Here is a 16,009-nt window from a genome sequence, read left to right as displayed (position 1 = left end):
GATTTTCAGAATAAAAAAAAGGCGCCGAAAGCGCCTGGGATGGGAAGCTGAAACGCTTAATCGAGCGTCGGATTCATATGGCGCAGGTCGAACGGTGTAATCTGGTAGACGTAATAGTTCAGCCAGTTGGTGAACAGCAAATTGCCATGGCTGCGCCAGGTCGCGTGAGGTTTTTTCGCCGGATCGTTGCCCGGGAAGTAGTTATACGGCACTTCGGGCTGAAGCCCCGCATCGACATCGCGGAAGTACTCACCGGACAGCGTCAGCGCGTCATATTCCGGGTGGCCGGTCACAAACGCAATACGCTTATCCCTGCTGCCAAACAGATAAGCATCTCCCTGTTCCGTTTCGGCAAAGATCTCCAGATCGGTGTAGTCCCGGATCAGTTGCGCAGGGAAATCAGCATAACGAGAGTGAGGCGCCAGGAATGAATCATCAAACCCGCGCGTCAGCAAAGCATGGGGCTGAGTAACATGGTGCTCGTAGACGCCAGAAAGTTTTTCATCCCGGGTTTGTTTAGGAATACCATATAAAATATTCAGCGCGGCCTGGACGGCCCAGCAGACAAACAGCGTCGAGGTGACATGATCTTTGGCCCATTCCAGCACCTGCTGGATCTGCGGCCAGTAAGCCACATCATTGAATTCAACCAGCCCAAGTGGCGCCCCGGTGACGATCAATCCGTCATAGTTGTCGTGTTTAATATCATCAAAATTGCAGTAAAAATTATTGAGATGCTCGCTGGGCGTATTGCGAGATTCACGGCTGTCGATACGCAGCAGCTGGATATCCACCTGCAGTGGAGAGTTGGAGAGCAGCCGCAGGAACTGGTTTTCCGTCTCAATTTTCTTCGGCATCAGATTCAGGATCAGTACCTTTAACGGACGTATTTCCTGATTGCTGGCGCGCGATGATGTCATCACAAAGACGTTTTCTTCACGCAGGAAATTGACGGCTGGTAGCTCGTCCTGCACCCGAATCGGCATAACCTTATATCCTCAAAGCATACGTTTAAACGTTTAGACATCCAGACAGCTGACGATACCGAGTTTAGGGATCAATGTCGAGTCTGAAGCGAAAAGGTGAAAATGTTTCATTTAAGAACTATGGGTGACGATAGAGAATGATGCCGTTTATAAACAATGTAGTGGTTTATTTGGCTATTTCTGTCAGGAGGGCCGGGCATTTTTTAGAGATCGTCAGAAAGCAAAAAACCCCGGCCTTTCGGTCGGGGTTATTGCTTAATTTGATGCCTGGCAGTTCCCTACTCTCGCATGGGGAGACCCCACACTACCATCGGCGCTACGGCGTTTCACTTCTGAGTTCGGCATGGGGTCAGGTGGGACCACCGCGCTACGGCCGCCAGGCAAATTCTGTCATTGACCGTCACTCCCGTGACCATCAATCTAATCCTGAACTAAGCTGAAAATCTCTCTAAAAACACCTTCGGTGTTGTAAGGTTAAGCCTCACGGATCATTAGTACTGGTTAGCTCAACGTATCGCTACGCTTACACACCCAGCCTATCAACGTCGTAGTCTTCAACGTTCCTTCAGGACTCTCAAGGAGTCAGGGAGAACTCATCTCGGGGCAAGTTTCGCGCTTAGATGCTTTCAGCGCTTATCTTTTCCGCATTTAGCTACCGGGCAATGCCATTGGCATGACAACCCGAACACCAGTGATGCGTCCACTCCGGTCCTCTCGTACTAGGAGCAGCCCCCCTCAATTCTCCAGCGCCCACGGCAGATAGGGACCGAACTGTCTCACGACGTTCTAAACCCAGCTCGCGTACCACTTTAAATGGCGAACAGCCATACCCTTGGGACCTACTTCAGCCCCAGGATGTGATGAGCCGACATCGAGGTGCCAAACACCGCCGTCGATATGAACTCTTGGGCGGTATCAGCCTGTTATCCCCGGAGTACCTTTTATCCGTTGAGCGATGGCCCTTCCATTCAGAACCACCGGATCACTAAGACCTGCTTTCGCACCTGCTCGAGCCGTCACTCTCGCAGTCAAGCTAGCTTATGCCTTTGCACTAACCTCACGATGTCCGACCGTGATTAGCTAACCTTCGTGCTCCTCCGTTACGCTTTAGGAGGAGACCGCCCCAGTCAAACTACCCACCAGACACTGTCCGCAACCCGGATCACGGGTCTACGTTAGAACATCAAACATTAAAGGGTGGTATTTCAAGGTTGGCTCCACGCAGACTGGCGTCCACGCTTCAAAGCCTCCCACCTATCCTACACATCAAGGCTCAATGTTCAGTGTCAAGCTATAGTAAAGGTTCACGGGGTCTTTCCGTCTTGCCGCGGGTACACTGCATCTTCACAGCGATTTCAATTTCACTGAGTCTCGGGTGGAGACAGCCTGGCCATCATTACGCCATTCGTGCAGGTCGGAACTTACCCGACAAGGAATTTCGCTACCTTAGGACCGTTATAGTTACGGCCGCCGTTTACCGGGGCTTCGATCAAGAGCTTCTCCTTACGGATAACCCCATCAATTAACCTTCCGGCACCGGGCAGGCGTCACACCGTATACGTCCACTTTCGTGTTTGCACAGTGCTGTGTTTTTAATAAACAGTTGCAGCCAGCTGGTATCTTCGACTGCCTTCAGCTCCACCCGCGAGGGGTTTCACTTACCGACAGCGTGCCTTCTCCCGAAGTTACGGCACCATTTTGCCTAGTTCCTTCACCCGAGTTCTCTCAAGCGCCTTGGTATTCTCTACCTGACCACCTGTGTCGGTTTGGGGTACGATTTAATGTTACCTGATGCTTAGAGGCTTTTCCTGGAAGCAGGGCATTTGTTACTTCAGCACCGTAGTGCCTCGTCATCACACCTCAGCGTTAACAGAAGTCCGGATTTACCTAAACTTCCCGCCTACATGCTTAAACCGGGACAACCGTCGCCCGGCTAACATAGCCTTCTCCGTCCCCCCTTCGCAGTAACACCAAGTACAGGAATATTAACCTGTTTCCCATCGACTACGCCTTTCGGCCTCGCCTTAGGGGTCGACTCACCCTGCCCCGATTAACGTTGGACAGGAACCCTTGGTCTTCCGGCGAGCGGGCTTTTCACCCGCTTTATCGTTACTTATGTCAGCATTCGCACTTCTGATACCTCCAGCAAACCTCACAGTTCACCTTCAACGGCTTACAGAACGCTCCCCTACCCAACAACACATAGTGTCGCTGCCGCAGCTTCGGTGCATGGTTTAGCCCCGTTACATCTTCCGCGCAGGCCGACTCGACCAGTGAGCTATTACGCTTTCTTTAAATGATGGCTGCTTCTAAGCCAACATCCTGGCTGTCTGTGCCTTCCCACATCGTTTCCCACTTAACCATGACTTTGGGACCTTAGCTGGCGGTCTGGGTTGTTTCCCTCTTCACGACGGACGTTAGCACCCGCCGTGTGTCTCCCGTGATAACATTCTTCGGTATTCGTAGTTTGCATCGGGTTGGTAAGCCGGGATGGCCCCCTAGCCGAAACAGTGCTCTACCCCCGAAGATGAGTTCACGAGGCGCTACCTAAATAGCTTTCGGGGAGAACCAGCTATCTCCCGGTTTGATTGGCCTTTCACCCCCAGCCACAAGTCATCCGCTAATTTTTCAACATTAGTCGGTTCGGTCCTCCAGTTAGTGTTACCCAACCTTCAACCTGCCCATGGCTAGATCACCGGGTTTCGGGTCTATACCCTGCAACTTAACGCCCAGTTAAGACTCGGTTTCCCTGCGGCTCCCCTATACGGTTAACCTTGCTACAGAATATAAGTCGCTGACCCATTATACAAAAGGTACGCAGTCACCCCATAAAGAGGCTCCCACTGCTTGTACGTACACGGTTTCAGGTTCTTTTTCACTCCCCTCGCCGGGGTTCTTTTCGCCTTTCCCTCACGGTACTGGTTCACTATCGGTCAGTCAGGAGTATTTAGCCTTGGAGGATGGTCCCCCCCATATTCAGACAGGATACCACGTGTCCCGCCCTACTCTTCGAACTCACAGTATGTGCATTTTAGTGTACGGGAGTATCACCCTGTACCCTGCGACTTTCCAGACGCTTCCACTAACACACAAACTGATTCAGGTTCTGGGCTGCTCCCCGTTCGCTCGCCGCTACTGGGGGAATCTCGGTTGATTTCTTTTCCTCGGGGTACTTAGATGTTTCAGTTCCCCCGGTTCGCTTCATTACGCTATGTATTCACGCAATGATAGTGTGACGAATCACAACTGGGTTTCCCCATTCGGAAATCGCCGGCTATAACGGTTCATATCACCTTACCGACGCTTATCGCAGATTAGCACGTCCTTCATCGCCTCTGACTGCCAGGGCATCCACCGTGTACGCTTAGTCGCTTAACCTCACAACCCGAAGATGTTTCACTTCAGATTATGAAAATTTGAGAGACTCGAACATGTCTTAACCTCATTCTTTATTACGGAAGAACGAGACGACATGTCGTTTCAATTTTCAGCTTGTTCCGGATTGTTAAAGAGCAAATATCTCAAACGTGACTCTTTCAAGTCAGTTTTGAGATATAACGGCACGCAACTTTCACTTACATACCAGCAAGTGGCGTCCCCTAGGGGATTCGAACCCCTGTTACCGCCGTGAAAGGGCGGTGTCCTGGGCCTCTAGACGAAGGGGACACTGAAGTCTCAATCGCAAGACGCCTTGCTTCTCTACATCTATCAGACAATCTGTGTGAGCACTACGCGGGTTGTATCTATTAGGTAAGGAGGTGATCCAACCGCAGGTTCCCCTACGGTTACCTTGTTACGACTTCACCCCAGTCATGAATCACAAAGTGGGTAAGCGCCCTCCCGAAGGTTAAGCTACCTACTTCTTTTGCAACCCACTCCCATGGTGTGACGGGCGGTGTGTACAAGGCCCGGGAACGTATTCACCGTAGCATTCTGATCTACGATTACTAGCGATTCCGACTTCATGGAGTCGAGTTGCAGACTCCAATCCGGACTACGACGCACTTTATGAGGTCCGCTTGCTCTCGCGAGGTCGCTTCTCTTTGTATGCGCCATTGTAGCACGTGTGTAGCCCTACTCGTAAGGGCCATGATGACTTGACGTCATCCCCACCTTCCTCCAGTTTATCACTGGCAGTCTCCTTTGAGTTCCCGGCCGAACCGCTGGCAACAAAGGATAAGGGTTGCGCTCGTTGCGGGACTTAACCCAACATTTCACAACACGAGCTGACGACAGCCATGCAGCACCTGTCTCAGAGTTCCCGAAGGCACCAATCCATCTCTGGAAAGTTCTCTGGATGTCAAGAGTAGGTAAGGTTCTTCGCGTTGCATCGAATTAAACCACATGCTCCACCGCTTGTGCGGGCCCCCGTCAATTCATTTGAGTTTTAACCTTGCGGCCGTACTCCCCAGGCGGTCGACTTAACGCGTTAGCTCCGGAAGCCACGCCTCAAGGGCACAACCTCCAAGTCGACATCGTTTACGGCGTGGACTACCAGGGTATCTAATCCTGTTTGCTCCCCACGCTTTCGCACCTGAGCGTCAGTCTTTGTCCAGGGGGCCGCCTTCGCCACCGGTATTCCTCCAGATCTCTACGCATTTCACCGCTACACCTGGAATTCTACCCCCCTCTACAAGACTCAAGCTTGCCAGTTTCGAATGCAGTTCCCAGGTTGAGCCCGGGGATTTCACATCCGACTTAACAAACCGCCTGCGTGCGCTTTACGCCCAGTAATTCCGATTAACGCTTGCACCCTCCGTATTACCGCGGCTGCTGGCACGGAGTTAGCCGGTGCTTCTTCTGCGAGTAACGTCAATCACTAAGGTTATTAACCTTAATGCCTTCCTCCTCGCTGAAAGTACTTTACAACCCGAAGGCCTTCTTCATACACGCGGCATGGCTGCATCAGGCTTGCGCCCATTGTGCAATATTCCCCACTGCTGCCTCCCGTAGGAGTCTGGACCGTGTCTCAGTTCCAGTGTGGCTGGTCATCCTCTCAGACCAGCTAGGGATCGTCGCCTAGGTGAGCCATTACCCCACCTACTAGCTAATCCCATCTGGGTTCATCTGATGGCAAGAGGCCCGAAGGTCCCCCCTCTTTGGTCTTGCGACGTTATGCGGTATATAGCTACCGTTTCCAGTAGTTATCCCCCTCCATCAGGCAGATCCCCAGACATTACGTCACCCGTCCGCCGCTCGTCACCCAGGAGCAAGCTCCCCGTGCTACCGCTCGACTTGCATGTGTTAGGCCTGCCGCCAGCGTTCAATCTGAGCCATGATCAAACTCTTCAATTTAAAAGTGTTTGATGCTCAAAGAATTAAAACTGTTTATAAAATCAGTAGTCACTCTTCAAGACTTGATATTTGTTTGCATCCTAAGATGCTGAGATATCAATCCTGCGAGTGCCCACACAGATTGTCTGATAAATTGTTAAAGAGCAGTGAGTCAGTCGCTTTCGCTTGCTAACTCGAGGTGGCGTATAATACGCTTTCCTCTTTCAGAGTCAAGCGTTTATTTTCGCTTTCATCTGACTGACTCCCGGGTTGTTAAGCCGCTTTTGAAGCCGCTTCGCCGTGTCAGTGGAGGCGCATTATAGGGAGTTCTCAGAGTCTGACAACCCCTAATTTGAAAAAAACTTTCAAGCGCCGTTTTTTTACTCAAAAAGGCGCTAAAGTGCCAGTTTTTCGAGCCTTTCAAAGCCGTAACGTTGTAAAACGGGCATTAATTGCGCAGTTTCAGGCGTGAACGCCATACAATAAGCAATATTCTGATCTGCGGACGCTGCATCCGGTGCTTCATGCTCCAGTAACCAAACGGTACGCCTTGCAATCGCGGCACCGGAATCAATCAGTCTTGTGCCTTCAGGCAACACTTCCAGCAGCTCTTCCTGTAATAGAGGGAAATGCGTGCAGCCTAATACAACCGTGTCCGGCGGCTCTGACATACGCAACCAAGGGCGTAGGATCTTACGCAGCTCGTCCAGCGGCACGGGCTCACCATGAAGTTTGGCCTCTGCCAGTTCCACCAGCTCAGCGGACCCCAGCATTTCTATTTTGCATTCGGTCGCGAACCGGGAGATAAGCTCGTGGGTATAAGGCCGCTTTACCGTACCGCGAGTTGCGAGCAGACCTACAACGCCATTTGTCGTCAAACGCGCAGCCGGCTTAATGGCAGGCACAACGCCAACAACAGGGAAGTCGAACTTTTCACGTAAGGCGGGGAGAGAAACTGTGCTTGCGGTATTACAGGCGATAACAGCGAGGGCTAAAGGATAGTGCTGCTGCACGGCAGTCACTATTGAGACCACCCGGTCAACGATAAACTCTTCGCTCTTTTCGCCGTATGGAAACGCCACGTTGTCGAAGGCGTAGATGTAATGAAGATCCGGCAGAAGCTGCCGAATCTCATTGTAGACGGACAACCCACCGACGCCGGAGTCAAAAACCAGCACGGTGGGATGTGCATCAGAAGGTGTAGCTGCCAGACAAGGTGTATTCCCGTCCTGCAGTTTGATAGCCATAAACCGTCTCGTAATCTTTATCGAACAGGTTAGCTATTTTACCACGAACTGTAAGATGTGAGGTGACCGGATAAGACAAACCAACATCCCACAGGCTAACCCCGCCCATTTTTACATCACGTCCATTATCAAAGTCGTTATCGTAGCGCTGCCCGATGTACTGGTAAGCGACATTCCATCCTAAGTCGTAGACTTGCCCAGTGACTTCATATTTCACCTGCTGCTTCGCCCGGCGGTAGAGGACTTTATTAGTTTCATCATCTCGTGGATCTACATATTGCAACGTAAGGTGGTGATCGATCGGACCTGTCGTCACGTTACCCGTCCACTCCACTCCTTTAATCGTCGCCGCCTTGACATTGTAATAAGCATTATTGTTGTAACTGATGAGGTTTTGAATCTCATAGCGATACGCAGAAAGACGCCAGTCAACTGGGCCACTCAGCCCTTCTAGTCCTGCTTCCCACTGCTTTGACTCTTCCGGCTTCAGGTTAGGGTTAGAGGCAATACCAAAACGCTCAGCGCCAAATTGCTCTCCAAGCGACGGAGCCAGGAAACCAGTGCCGTAGGACAACGTCGCGCGGTAGCCATCAACAAATTCCCATCCAGCGGCCGTTTGCCAGGTACTGTGCCAACCAAACTGCTGGTCATGGTCTTCACGCCCGGAAGCTTCCAGCGTCACACTGTCTATTTGCTGCTGCCCGGTGAGATACAGCCCGGTGGTATCACGCTTGTAGACATCGGTGCTGGTTGTACCGCTTGATTGAAGCTTCTCTTGCTTCCAGTCAACACCGCCGCTAACGGCCCCGTGGCCAACGGCAATATTGTTGCCCCACTGAATATAGCGCTGTTCCGTATTATCCAGCGTTGAGCCTGGCGCATAGCGCCCATTCAGGCTGCTGTAGTTGTAATCTTTGATGCGCTGATAGTTGGCCACCAGTTGAGAAGAATAGTCGCCAGAGTTGAAATGCAGGCCGGTATCCCATGATTGAGTATCATTCTGGTGCTCATCATTGCCACCAGCATAGCCCCAGGATCCTTGATCGTAATCAGCATTCGCCGAGTAACCATAGCTGCGGAAAAAACCGGAGAAATTATCGTTAAACTTGTGCTGAACACCGCCCCAGAACAATGAATTTCTATATCCATCGCGATCGCTGTCACCGCTATATGGAGAGTTAGGCTGAATATTAAAGCCCTTTGTTGTTTGGTATGCCCCCGCGGCAGTCACCACCGTATCACCGAAGCGATGATTAAAGGTGCCATCGTACTGTTGATAACCATGCGTTCCCACGCCCGCATTGACCTGAGAATGTTCGTTATCCGCCATCGTAATAATGTTAACTACGCCGCCAATTGCACCGGAACCATAAACCGCAGAGCGTGGCCCGCGAATATATTCGATGCGCTGCACCAATGAGACAGGGATCTGACCGATATCGATTGTATTGACGATACCAGAGCGTGGCACCGGGATACCATCAATCAGGACCAACACATGACGAGCCTCTGTACCACGGATAAAAAGCGAGGAGCTTTGACCAAGGCCGCCGTTCTGAGCGATATCCACGCCCGGCAATCTGCGCATCACGTCGTTTAAATCTTTTGACTGCCAGCGGTCGATATCTTCGCGCGTGACCACCGACGTCGGCGCCAGAACGCTATTCACCGGCTGCTGAAAACGATTCGCAGTGACTACCAGAGTATTGTCGGTATTGCTATCCTGCGCCCAAACTGAAAAAGCCGTTGCGGACAAAGCCGTCAACAGCGAAACCTTCTTTATCATCATTTATATAAGCATCCGCTTTCGAATAGGATGCCGCAGATATGGCAAATAGCACGCGATAGCCATATCACTTGCGACGTCATTCCGGCAGGTCTTCGGGCTTGGGGGCTTAAATAAGATGAGGACTTCCCGCTTATATAAGAAAGCAGTGTCTGCATAATGCTTTCATCTTGCCGTTCCTTACCGCTGCGCGTCAGCCCCAGAATTACACTGGGTTCCCTTTTAACTCTCAGGAGGCCGGAAAAGCCATGCTACCGTTAGGCTTATATGGGTGTCCAGACTTCCGGCTGAACTTCTTAACGCGATCGGGCTGGACATCCCGGGTCGAATCCCTACAATCGCCGCGTAGTTTGTATTCATTGACCGACTGGATAGCTAGCCATGACCCCTGAACACCTCCCGACAGATCAGTACGACGCGCAGCTGGCGGAAAAAGTCATTCGCCTCGAAGGCATGATGGCGCCTTTTGCCGCACCGGCCCCGGAGGTATTCCGCTCACCGGTAAGCCACTACCGCATGCGGGCTGAGTTCCGCATCTGGCATGAAGGTGACGACCTTTATCACATCATGTTCGATCAGCAGACCAAAAGCCGCATCCGGGTCAACAGCTTCCCGGCGGCCAGCGAACTAATCAACGCCCTGATGCCAGCCATGCTGGACTGCGTTCGTGATATTCCAGCCCTGCGCCACAAGCTGTTCCAGATTGACTATCTGACGACCTTAAGCAATCAGGCCGTGGTATCTCTGCTCTACCACCGCAAACTGGATGATGAATGGCAGCAGCATACCCAGGCGCTGCGCGACAGCCTGCGTGCCCGTGGCTTCAACGTACACCTGATTGGCCGAGCGACTAAAACCAAGATTGAGCTGGACCAGGATTTTATCGACGAGCGTCTGCCGGTTGCCGGCAAAGAGATGATTTACCGCCAGGTTGAGAACAGCTTCACTCAGCCAAATGCGGCCATGAATATTCAGATGCTGGAATGGGCGCTGAGCGCGACAGAAAACTCAACCGGCGATCTACTGGAGCTCTACTGCGGTAACGGCAACTTCTCGCTGGCTCTGGCCCGCAACTTCGACCGCGTGCTGGCGACCGAAATCGCTAAACCGTCCGTGGCTGCGGCCCAGTACAACATCGCGGCCAACAATATTGATAACGTGCAGATTATCCGCATGGCGGCTGAAGAATTTACCCAGGCGATGAATGGCGTGAGGGAGTTTAACCGCCTGCAGGGAATCGATCTCAAAAGCTATCAGTGCGAGACCATTTTTGTCGATCCGCCTCGCAGCGGCCTGGATGCTGACACGGTAAAAATGGTGCAAGCCTACCCGCAAATTCTTTATATCTCCTGCAATCCACAGACACTGTGCGAAAACCTTGAGGTATTATCCCAGACACACAACATCACCCGACTGGCTCTGTTTGACCAGTTCCCATACACGCATCACATGGAATGCGGCGTACTGCTCACTCGCAAATAAAAAAAGGACGCCGAGGCGTCCTTTTTGCTTTGTATCGGGCTTACTCAACCGCTTCTGATTTGCGGGAGCGAACTTTAAACACAATCCAGAACAGCACAACCACCGACAGAATCGAAGGAACAAAGTTAGACCCAATCGCCGGGTATTCAACGCGAACCACTGAACTATAAAGCAGCACGCCTAACACAAAACAGGCCGCGGCAAGGCTCGGCAACCCAACTGGCATCGTACGGTTCTGATAACGCTGATGCAGACAATAAACCGCCAGCACCAGAGCGATAATAGGGAACATCGAGAACGGAACAACCGAGCTGAACAGCGCGGCAAAAGCTCCGTTAATCGACAGCCCAGCGATAAACGCCAGCGCCAGCGTACCTCTATCTTGTAACTGTTTCATTGCTCGTTCCTTCACTCCTCGGATAAATGAGCCAGTGCCATTTTTTCTTGTTCCCGGCGATACCAGTAGTATGCCCCTTTCGAGATCATACGTAGCTGCAACACCAGTCGCTCTTCGAGCTGGCGACGCTGTTCGATATCAACGTCCAGCGCTTCGGCACCTGCACTAAACACAATCGTGACCATCGCTTCAGCCTGCGCTTCGGTGAAGCTGCGAGGCATGCGATTTTCGAGTTCTAAATAGTCGGCAAGTTCCGCAATAAAGTGCTGAATTTCACGGGCAACCGCGGCACGAAACGCCGCAGATGTGCCTGAACGCTCACGCAGCAAAAGACGGAAGGCGTTAGGGTTATTGCCGATAAACTCCATGAACGTTGACACTGACGTACGGATCACGCTGCCGCCTTTAGCAATGCGCTGACGCGCCTGCCGCATTAACTGCCGCAGCATCAGGCCACTTTCGTCTACCATAGTGAGACCGAGCTCATCAACATCGCGGAAATGGCGATAAAATGACGTTGGCGCAATACCGGCTTCACGGGCAACTTCACGCAGGCTCAGGCTGGCGAAGCTTCTCTCGGCGCTTAGCTGGCTAAATGCCGCCTCGACTAAAGAACGCCTGGTTCTCTCTTTTTGTTGCGCTCTTACACCCATCATATTGCCTGAATCCTTCAAACAGAGCTGGAACTATATCAGAGAATCAAGCTACCGCTTTTATAGTGTATTGTGAATGATTGTTTACGGAACATTGACCTACCCAGGCGGGAAAAAGCACAACGAGAATTGGGGAAATTCCTGGTTGATGTTACCATCGTGTTGCCTTTATGTATAAAAACAGGTAAGCCTTACCATGCCACAAACCTACGATTATGACGCAATAGTGATTGGTTCCGGTCCCGGGGGCGAAGGTGCCGCCATGGGGCTGGTGAAACAAGGAGCCAGGGTAGCGGTGATTGAGCGCTACCACAATGTCGGCGGCGGTTGCACCCATTGGGGCACCATCCCTTCGAAAGCCCTCCGCCACGCCGTTAGCCGCATTATTGAATTCAATCAAAACCCGTTATACAGCGACCACACTCACCTTCTCCGCTCCTCTTTTGCCGACATCCTGAACCACGCCGACAGCGTGATTAACCAGCAAACCCGCATGCGCCAGGGCTTTTACGAGCGTAACCGCTGCGAGATGCTGCAGGGCGATGCGCACTTTGTGGATGAGCACACTATCGAGCTTCTTTGCCACGATGGGTCGGTCGAGACCTACACCGCCGAGAAATTTGTGATCGCCTGCGGCTCTCGCCCTTACCGCCCGCCGGAAGTGGATTTTACCCACCCGCGCATCTACGACAGCGACTCAATCCTAAGCCTGCATCACGAGCCACGCCATGTGATCATCTATGGTGCCGGGGTGATCGGTTGTGAATACGCTTCTATCTTCCGTGGGATGAACGTCAAAGTTGATCTGATCAACACCCGCGATCGCCTGCTCGCTTTCCTCGATCAGGAAATGTCGGACTCGCTCTCTTATCACTTCTGGAACAGCGGTGTAGTCATCCGCCACAACGAAGAGTTTGAGAAGATTGAAGGCGTGGACGACGGCGTGATTGTCTCTCTGAAGTCCGGCAAAAAAGTGAAGGCAGATTGCCTGCTTTACGCCAATGGACGTACCGGGAATACAGATTCGCTGACGCTGGAAAATATCGGGCTCGAAGCCGACAGCCGTGGACTCATCAAGGTCAACAGCATGTACCAGACTGCGCTGCCGCATATTTACGCGGTAGGTGACGTTATTGGTTATCCAAGTCTGGCTTCAGCAGCTTACGATCAGGGGCGTATCGCCGCTCAAGCGCTGGTGAAAGGTGAAGCCACGGGTCATCTGATCGAAGATATTCCGACCGGCATTTATACCATTCCGGAAATCAGCTCCGTGGGCAAAACGGAACAACAACTCACCTCGATGAAAGTGCCTTACGAAGTGGGCCGGGCGCAGTTTAAGCATCTCGCTCGGGCGCAAATCGTGGGCATGAACGTTGGGACGCTGAAAATTCTGTTCCACCGTGAGACAAAAGAAATTTTGGGGATCCACTGCTTTGGCGAGCGCGCGGCCGAAATTATTCACATCGGCCAGGCGATTATGGAGCAGAAAGGTGGCGGTAACACCATTGAGTACTTCGTTAACACCACCTTTAACTACCCAACCATGGCGGAAGCCTATCGGGTAGCGGCGCTTAACGGCTTAAATCGCCTGTTTTAGCGCTGAGTCGAAATGGCCATCCATCTGCGTGCGGATGGCCTCTGCCAGCTGCTCATAGCGGCTGCGCAGCGGTGACCCCGGACGATAAACCAGGCCGATGGTACGACGCGGTTCTGGTTTATAACACGGCAGATAAACTACACCGTCGCGCTGGCGTTCGTGCGGCACGGCAAGGGCTGGCAAGAGCGTAATGCCACTTCCTGCCGCCACCATGTTACGCAGCGTCTCTAAGCTTGTTGCCCGGAAATGGGTATCTTCATCCGCGCCCGCTTCAAAACAAAAGCCCATGGCCTGATCGCGCAGGCAGTGCCCGTCTTCCAGCATCAGCAGCTTTTCACCGGCCAAATCGGACATCGGCACGCGGTCGCGGTTTGCCCAAGGGTGATCCTGATAAACCGCCAGCACCATCGGCTCATCAAACAGCGGCACTTCGATAAACGCTTCGCTCTCTTTTACCAGCGCCAGAATGGCACAGTCCAGCTTGCCGCTGTCGAGCTGCGCCAGCAACTGATGGGTCTGAGCTTCATGCAGATACATTTCCAGCTTAGGGAAGGTCTGATGCAGCATAGGAATAATTTGCGGCAGCAGGTAAGGCCCCACGGTAGGGATCAGGCCAATATGCAGCGGCCCGGACATCGCCTCACCCTGCTGGCTTGCCATCTCTTTCAGTACTTTGACTTCACGCAGCACCGTTCGCGCCTGATCCACCAGCAACAAACCAGCCTGGGTGAACAGCACTTTACGGCTGGTGCGTTCCAGCAGCATAACGCCCAGCTCATCTTCCAGCTTGCGGATCTGGCCGCTCAGGGTCGGCTGGCTAACGTGACAGGCATCCGCTGCCCGACGAAAATGGCGGTGCTCGGCCAGCGCCACCAGGTATTCAAGATCTCGAATATTCATTCTCTATCCTCCTGCGCCACGATAGTTCATGGCGATAGATAGCATAGCAACGAACGATTATCCCTATCAAGCGGTGTTGGTGAATAATAGCCAGCAACAGCAAGACGCCTCGCTCCGACTTACCCCGGAACGATGCGCCGCTGCAGAGACTCTCTGTTCTCTGAACCTGACGAATTATTAAAGCCAACGTGAACTTTTAGCGGACAGTATGTCCGCTTTTTTTTGTTCAAATTTCGAGGGAGTTAGACCAGGCGCTGTTTAGCGTCGGCTATTGCCAGGGCAACCTGCTTAGGTGAAACCCCGCCTTTAGCGGCACGTTTGTCAAGACAGGATTGCAGCGACAGGATCGGATAAACGTCTTCACCAATGACCGCGCTGAACTTCTGCAAATCGGCAAGGGTTAAGGCTTCCAGCGCTTTACCTTGTTTAATCGCTTCGACGACAGCCTCACCTACAATGTGGTGGGCTTCACGGAACGGCACGCCTTTGGCAACCAGGTAATCCGCCAGCTCGGTAGCGTTGGCATAGCCCTGTTCAGCCGCTTCCTGGCAGCGAGGACGTTTCACCTGAATGCCGTCCAGCACCAGCCCGGACATATGCAAGCAATCGAGCCAGGTATCAAGCGCGTCGAACAGGCCTTCTTTGTCTTCCTGCATGTCTTTGTTATACGCCAGCGGCAGACCTTTCAGAGTCATCATCATGCCGGTCAGCGCACCCTGGACGCGGCCGCACTTGCCGCGGATAAGCTCCAGCGCATCTGGGTTCTTCTTCTGCGGCATCAGTGAAGAGCCTGAAGTCACGCGATCGGACAGCTCAACAAAACCCGCTTCCCCGGTGTTGAAGAAGATCAGGTCTTCTGCAAAACGGGACAGGTGAACCATGCCAATAGAAGCGTTGGACAGCAATTCCAGCACATGATCGCGGTCAGAGACGCTGTCGAGGCTGTTGCGGGTCGCGGAAGCAAAACCTAACCAGCCAGCAAGCTGTTCACGGTCAATTTCATAGGCTGTACCTGCCAGCGCGCCGCTGCCCAGCGGGCTAACGTCCAGGCGCTGTAGAGTACTTTGCAAACGGCTTTCATCACGCGCCAGCATCTCAACGTAAGCCAGGCACCAGTGGGCAAAAGTGACCGGCTGCGCGCGCTGCAGGTGTGTATAACCCGGCATCACCGCATCCTGATTGGCTTCGGCGGTTTCAATTAACGCCTGCTGTACCTGACGAGTGGCAGCCAGCAGCTCGCCGATCTGCATTTTGCACCACAGCTTCAGGTCGGTTGCGACCTGATCGTTGCGGCTACGGCCAGTGTGGAGTTTTTTACCCAGCGCACCGACTTTATCGATAAGCTTGCCTTCCACCCAGCTGTGAATATCTTCTGCATCGCTTTCCAGGATAGCCTGCGGATTAACCTGCACTTCTTCCAGCAAGACTTTCAGGGCCTGCTCAAGCTGCTGTTGCTCAGCTTCAGTCAGCACGCCCACGGTGACCAACGCTTTGGACCAGGCGACAGAACCTACGATGTCTTGCTCAGCCAGGCGATAGTCAAAGCGTAAAGAGTCATTGAATTGCTTAAACCGTTGATCGGCTGCCTGAGTAAAACGCCCACCCCAAAGTGCCATAGTCATGCTCCATTCATCATATTGATATTCGTTTGCCCCTCACGCACTCCCAGCCTGGGAACACGTGAGGG

Annotated in this window: 9 protein-coding genes, 1 tRNA gene and 3 rRNA genes; 2 read left to right on the top strand and 11 right to left on the bottom strand. The window is 52.7% G+C overall.

The window, feature by feature from the left end:
- Nucleotides 1-56: 56 nt before the first annotated feature.
- From VW41_00575 to btuB, 7 genes are all read right to left on the bottom strand, one after another.
- Nucleotides 57-986: a homoserine O-succinyltransferase gene (locus VW41_00575; GenBank protein AJZ87642.1), complete on the bottom strand. Its 930-nt coding sequence runs from the start codon at nucleotides 984-986 to the stop codon at nucleotides 57-59.
- A gap of 265 nt (nucleotides 987-1,251) precedes the next feature.
- Nucleotides 1,252-1,367: ribosomal RNA gene (locus VW41_00570) — 5S ribosomal RNA — on the bottom strand.
- A 71-nt stretch (nucleotides 1,368-1,438) separates the two neighbouring features.
- Nucleotides 1,439-4,373: ribosomal RNA gene (locus tag VW41_00565) — 23S ribosomal RNA — on the bottom strand.
- 203 nt (nucleotides 4,374-4,576) lie between these two features.
- Nucleotides 4,577-4,652 (bottom strand) — tRNA-Glu (locus VW41_00560).
- A 76-nt stretch (nucleotides 4,653-4,728) separates the two neighbouring features.
- A 16S ribosomal RNA gene (locus VW41_00555) occupies nucleotides 4,729-6,283 on the bottom strand.
- Together the 16S, 23S and 5S rRNA genes with 1 tRNA gene alongside form the textbook arrangement of a ribosomal RNA operon.
- A gap of 372 nt (nucleotides 6,284-6,655) precedes the next feature.
- Nucleotides 6,656-7,438 carry a glutamate racemase gene (locus VW41_00550; GenBank protein ID AJZ87641.1) on the bottom strand — a complete coding sequence of 261 codons (783 nt, stop codon included), beginning with the start codon at nucleotides 7,436-7,438 and terminating at the stop codon, nucleotides 6,656-6,658.
- A gap of 13 nt (nucleotides 7,439-7,451) precedes the next feature.
- Nucleotides 7,452-9,293, bottom strand: coding sequence for a vitamin B12/cobalamin outer membrane transporter (gene btuB, locus VW41_00545; GenBank protein AJZ91807.1), 1,842 nt, complete (start codon nucleotides 9,291-9,293; stop codon nucleotides 7,452-7,454).
- 381 nt (nucleotides 9,294-9,674) lie between these two features.
- On the opposite strand from btuB, the gene VW41_00540 reads away from it, so the two are divergent.
- A complete protein-coding gene (locus VW41_00540) occupies nucleotides 9,675-10,775 on the top strand; it encodes a tRNA (uracil-5-)-methyltransferase (protein ID AJZ87640.1) in 1,101 nt (366 codons plus the stop codon).
- Nucleotides 10,776-10,815: 40 nt separating this feature from the next.
- Here the strand turns inward: VW41_00540 and VW41_00535 are convergent, their stop codons facing one another.
- Both VW41_00535 and VW41_00530 read right to left on the bottom strand, forming a co-directional pair.
- Nucleotides 10,816-11,172: a hypothetical protein gene (locus tag VW41_00535; GenBank protein AJZ87639.1), complete on the bottom strand. Its 357-nt coding sequence runs from the start codon at nucleotides 11,170-11,172 to the stop codon at nucleotides 10,816-10,818.
- A gap of 11 nt (nucleotides 11,173-11,183) precedes the next feature.
- On the bottom strand, nucleotides 11,184-11,828 hold the full coding sequence (locus VW41_00530; protein AJZ87638.1) for a transcriptional regulator: 645 nt from the start codon (nucleotides 11,826-11,828) through the stop codon (nucleotides 11,184-11,186).
- Between the two features lie 193 nt (nucleotides 11,829-12,021).
- On the opposite strand from VW41_00530, the gene VW41_00525 reads away from it, so the two are divergent.
- Nucleotides 12,022-13,422: a pyridine nucleotide transhydrogenase gene (locus VW41_00525; protein ID AJZ87637.1), complete on the top strand. Its 1,401-nt coding sequence runs from the start codon at nucleotides 12,022-12,024 to the stop codon at nucleotides 13,420-13,422.
- Here the strand turns inward: VW41_00525 and VW41_00520 are convergent.
- Both VW41_00520 and VW41_00515 read right to left on the bottom strand, forming a co-directional pair.
- Nucleotides 13,405-14,322, bottom strand: a complete 918-nt coding sequence (locus VW41_00520; protein ID AJZ87636.1) for a transcriptional regulator — start codon at nucleotides 14,320-14,322, stop codon at nucleotides 13,405-13,407. The genes VW41_00525 and VW41_00520 overlap by 18 nt on opposite strands.
- Nucleotides 14,323-14,564: 242 nt before the next feature.
- Complete coding sequence (locus VW41_00515) at nucleotides 14,565-15,938, bottom strand: argininosuccinate lyase (protein ID AJZ87635.1); 1,374 nt, start codon at nucleotides 15,936-15,938, stop codon at nucleotides 14,565-14,567.
- Between the last annotated feature and the right edge of the window lie 71 nt (nucleotides 15,939-16,009).

It is taken from the genome of Klebsiella michiganensis, assembly GCA_000963575.1.
In the GTDB taxonomy this organism is placed as follows: Bacteria; Pseudomonadota; Gammaproteobacteria; order Enterobacterales; family Enterobacteriaceae; genus Cedecea; species Cedecea michiganensis_A.
Note: the sequence above shows the minus strand (reverse complement) of the source record. Positions and strands in the feature narration are given on the sequence as shown.

What these genes read in the sequence shown, in the direction of transcription:
- VW41_00575 (AJZ87642.1), bottom strand. Translation starts at nt 986, where the DNA reads ATGCCGATTCGGGTGCAGGACGAGCTACCAGCCGTCAATTTCCTGCGT.
- btuB (AJZ91807.1), bottom strand. Translation starts at nt 9,293, where the DNA reads ATGATAAAGAAGGTTTCGCTGTTGACGGCTTTGTCCGCAACGGCTTTT.
- VW41_00540 (AJZ87640.1), top strand. Translation starts at nt 9,675, where the DNA reads ATGACCCCTGAACACCTCCCGACAGATCAGTACGACGCGCAGCTGGCG.
- VW41_00535 (AJZ87639.1), bottom strand. Translation starts at nt 11,172, where the DNA reads ATGAAACAGTTACAAGATAGAGGTACGCTGGCGCTGGCGTTTATCGCT.
- VW41_00530 (AJZ87638.1), bottom strand. Translation starts at nt 11,828, where the DNA reads ATGATGGGTGTAAGAGCGCAACAAAAAGAGAGAACCAGGCGTTCTTTA.
- VW41_00525 (AJZ87637.1), top strand. Translation starts at nt 12,022, where the DNA reads ATGCCACAAACCTACGATTATGACGCAATAGTGATTGGTTCCGGTCCC.
- VW41_00520 (AJZ87636.1), bottom strand. Translation starts at nt 14,322, where the DNA reads ATGAATATTCGAGATCTTGAATACCTGGTGGCGCTGGCCGAGCACCGC.
- VW41_00515 (AJZ87635.1), bottom strand. Translation starts at nt 15,938, where the DNA reads ATGGCACTTTGGGGTGGGCGTTTTACTCAGGCAGCCGATCAACGGTTT.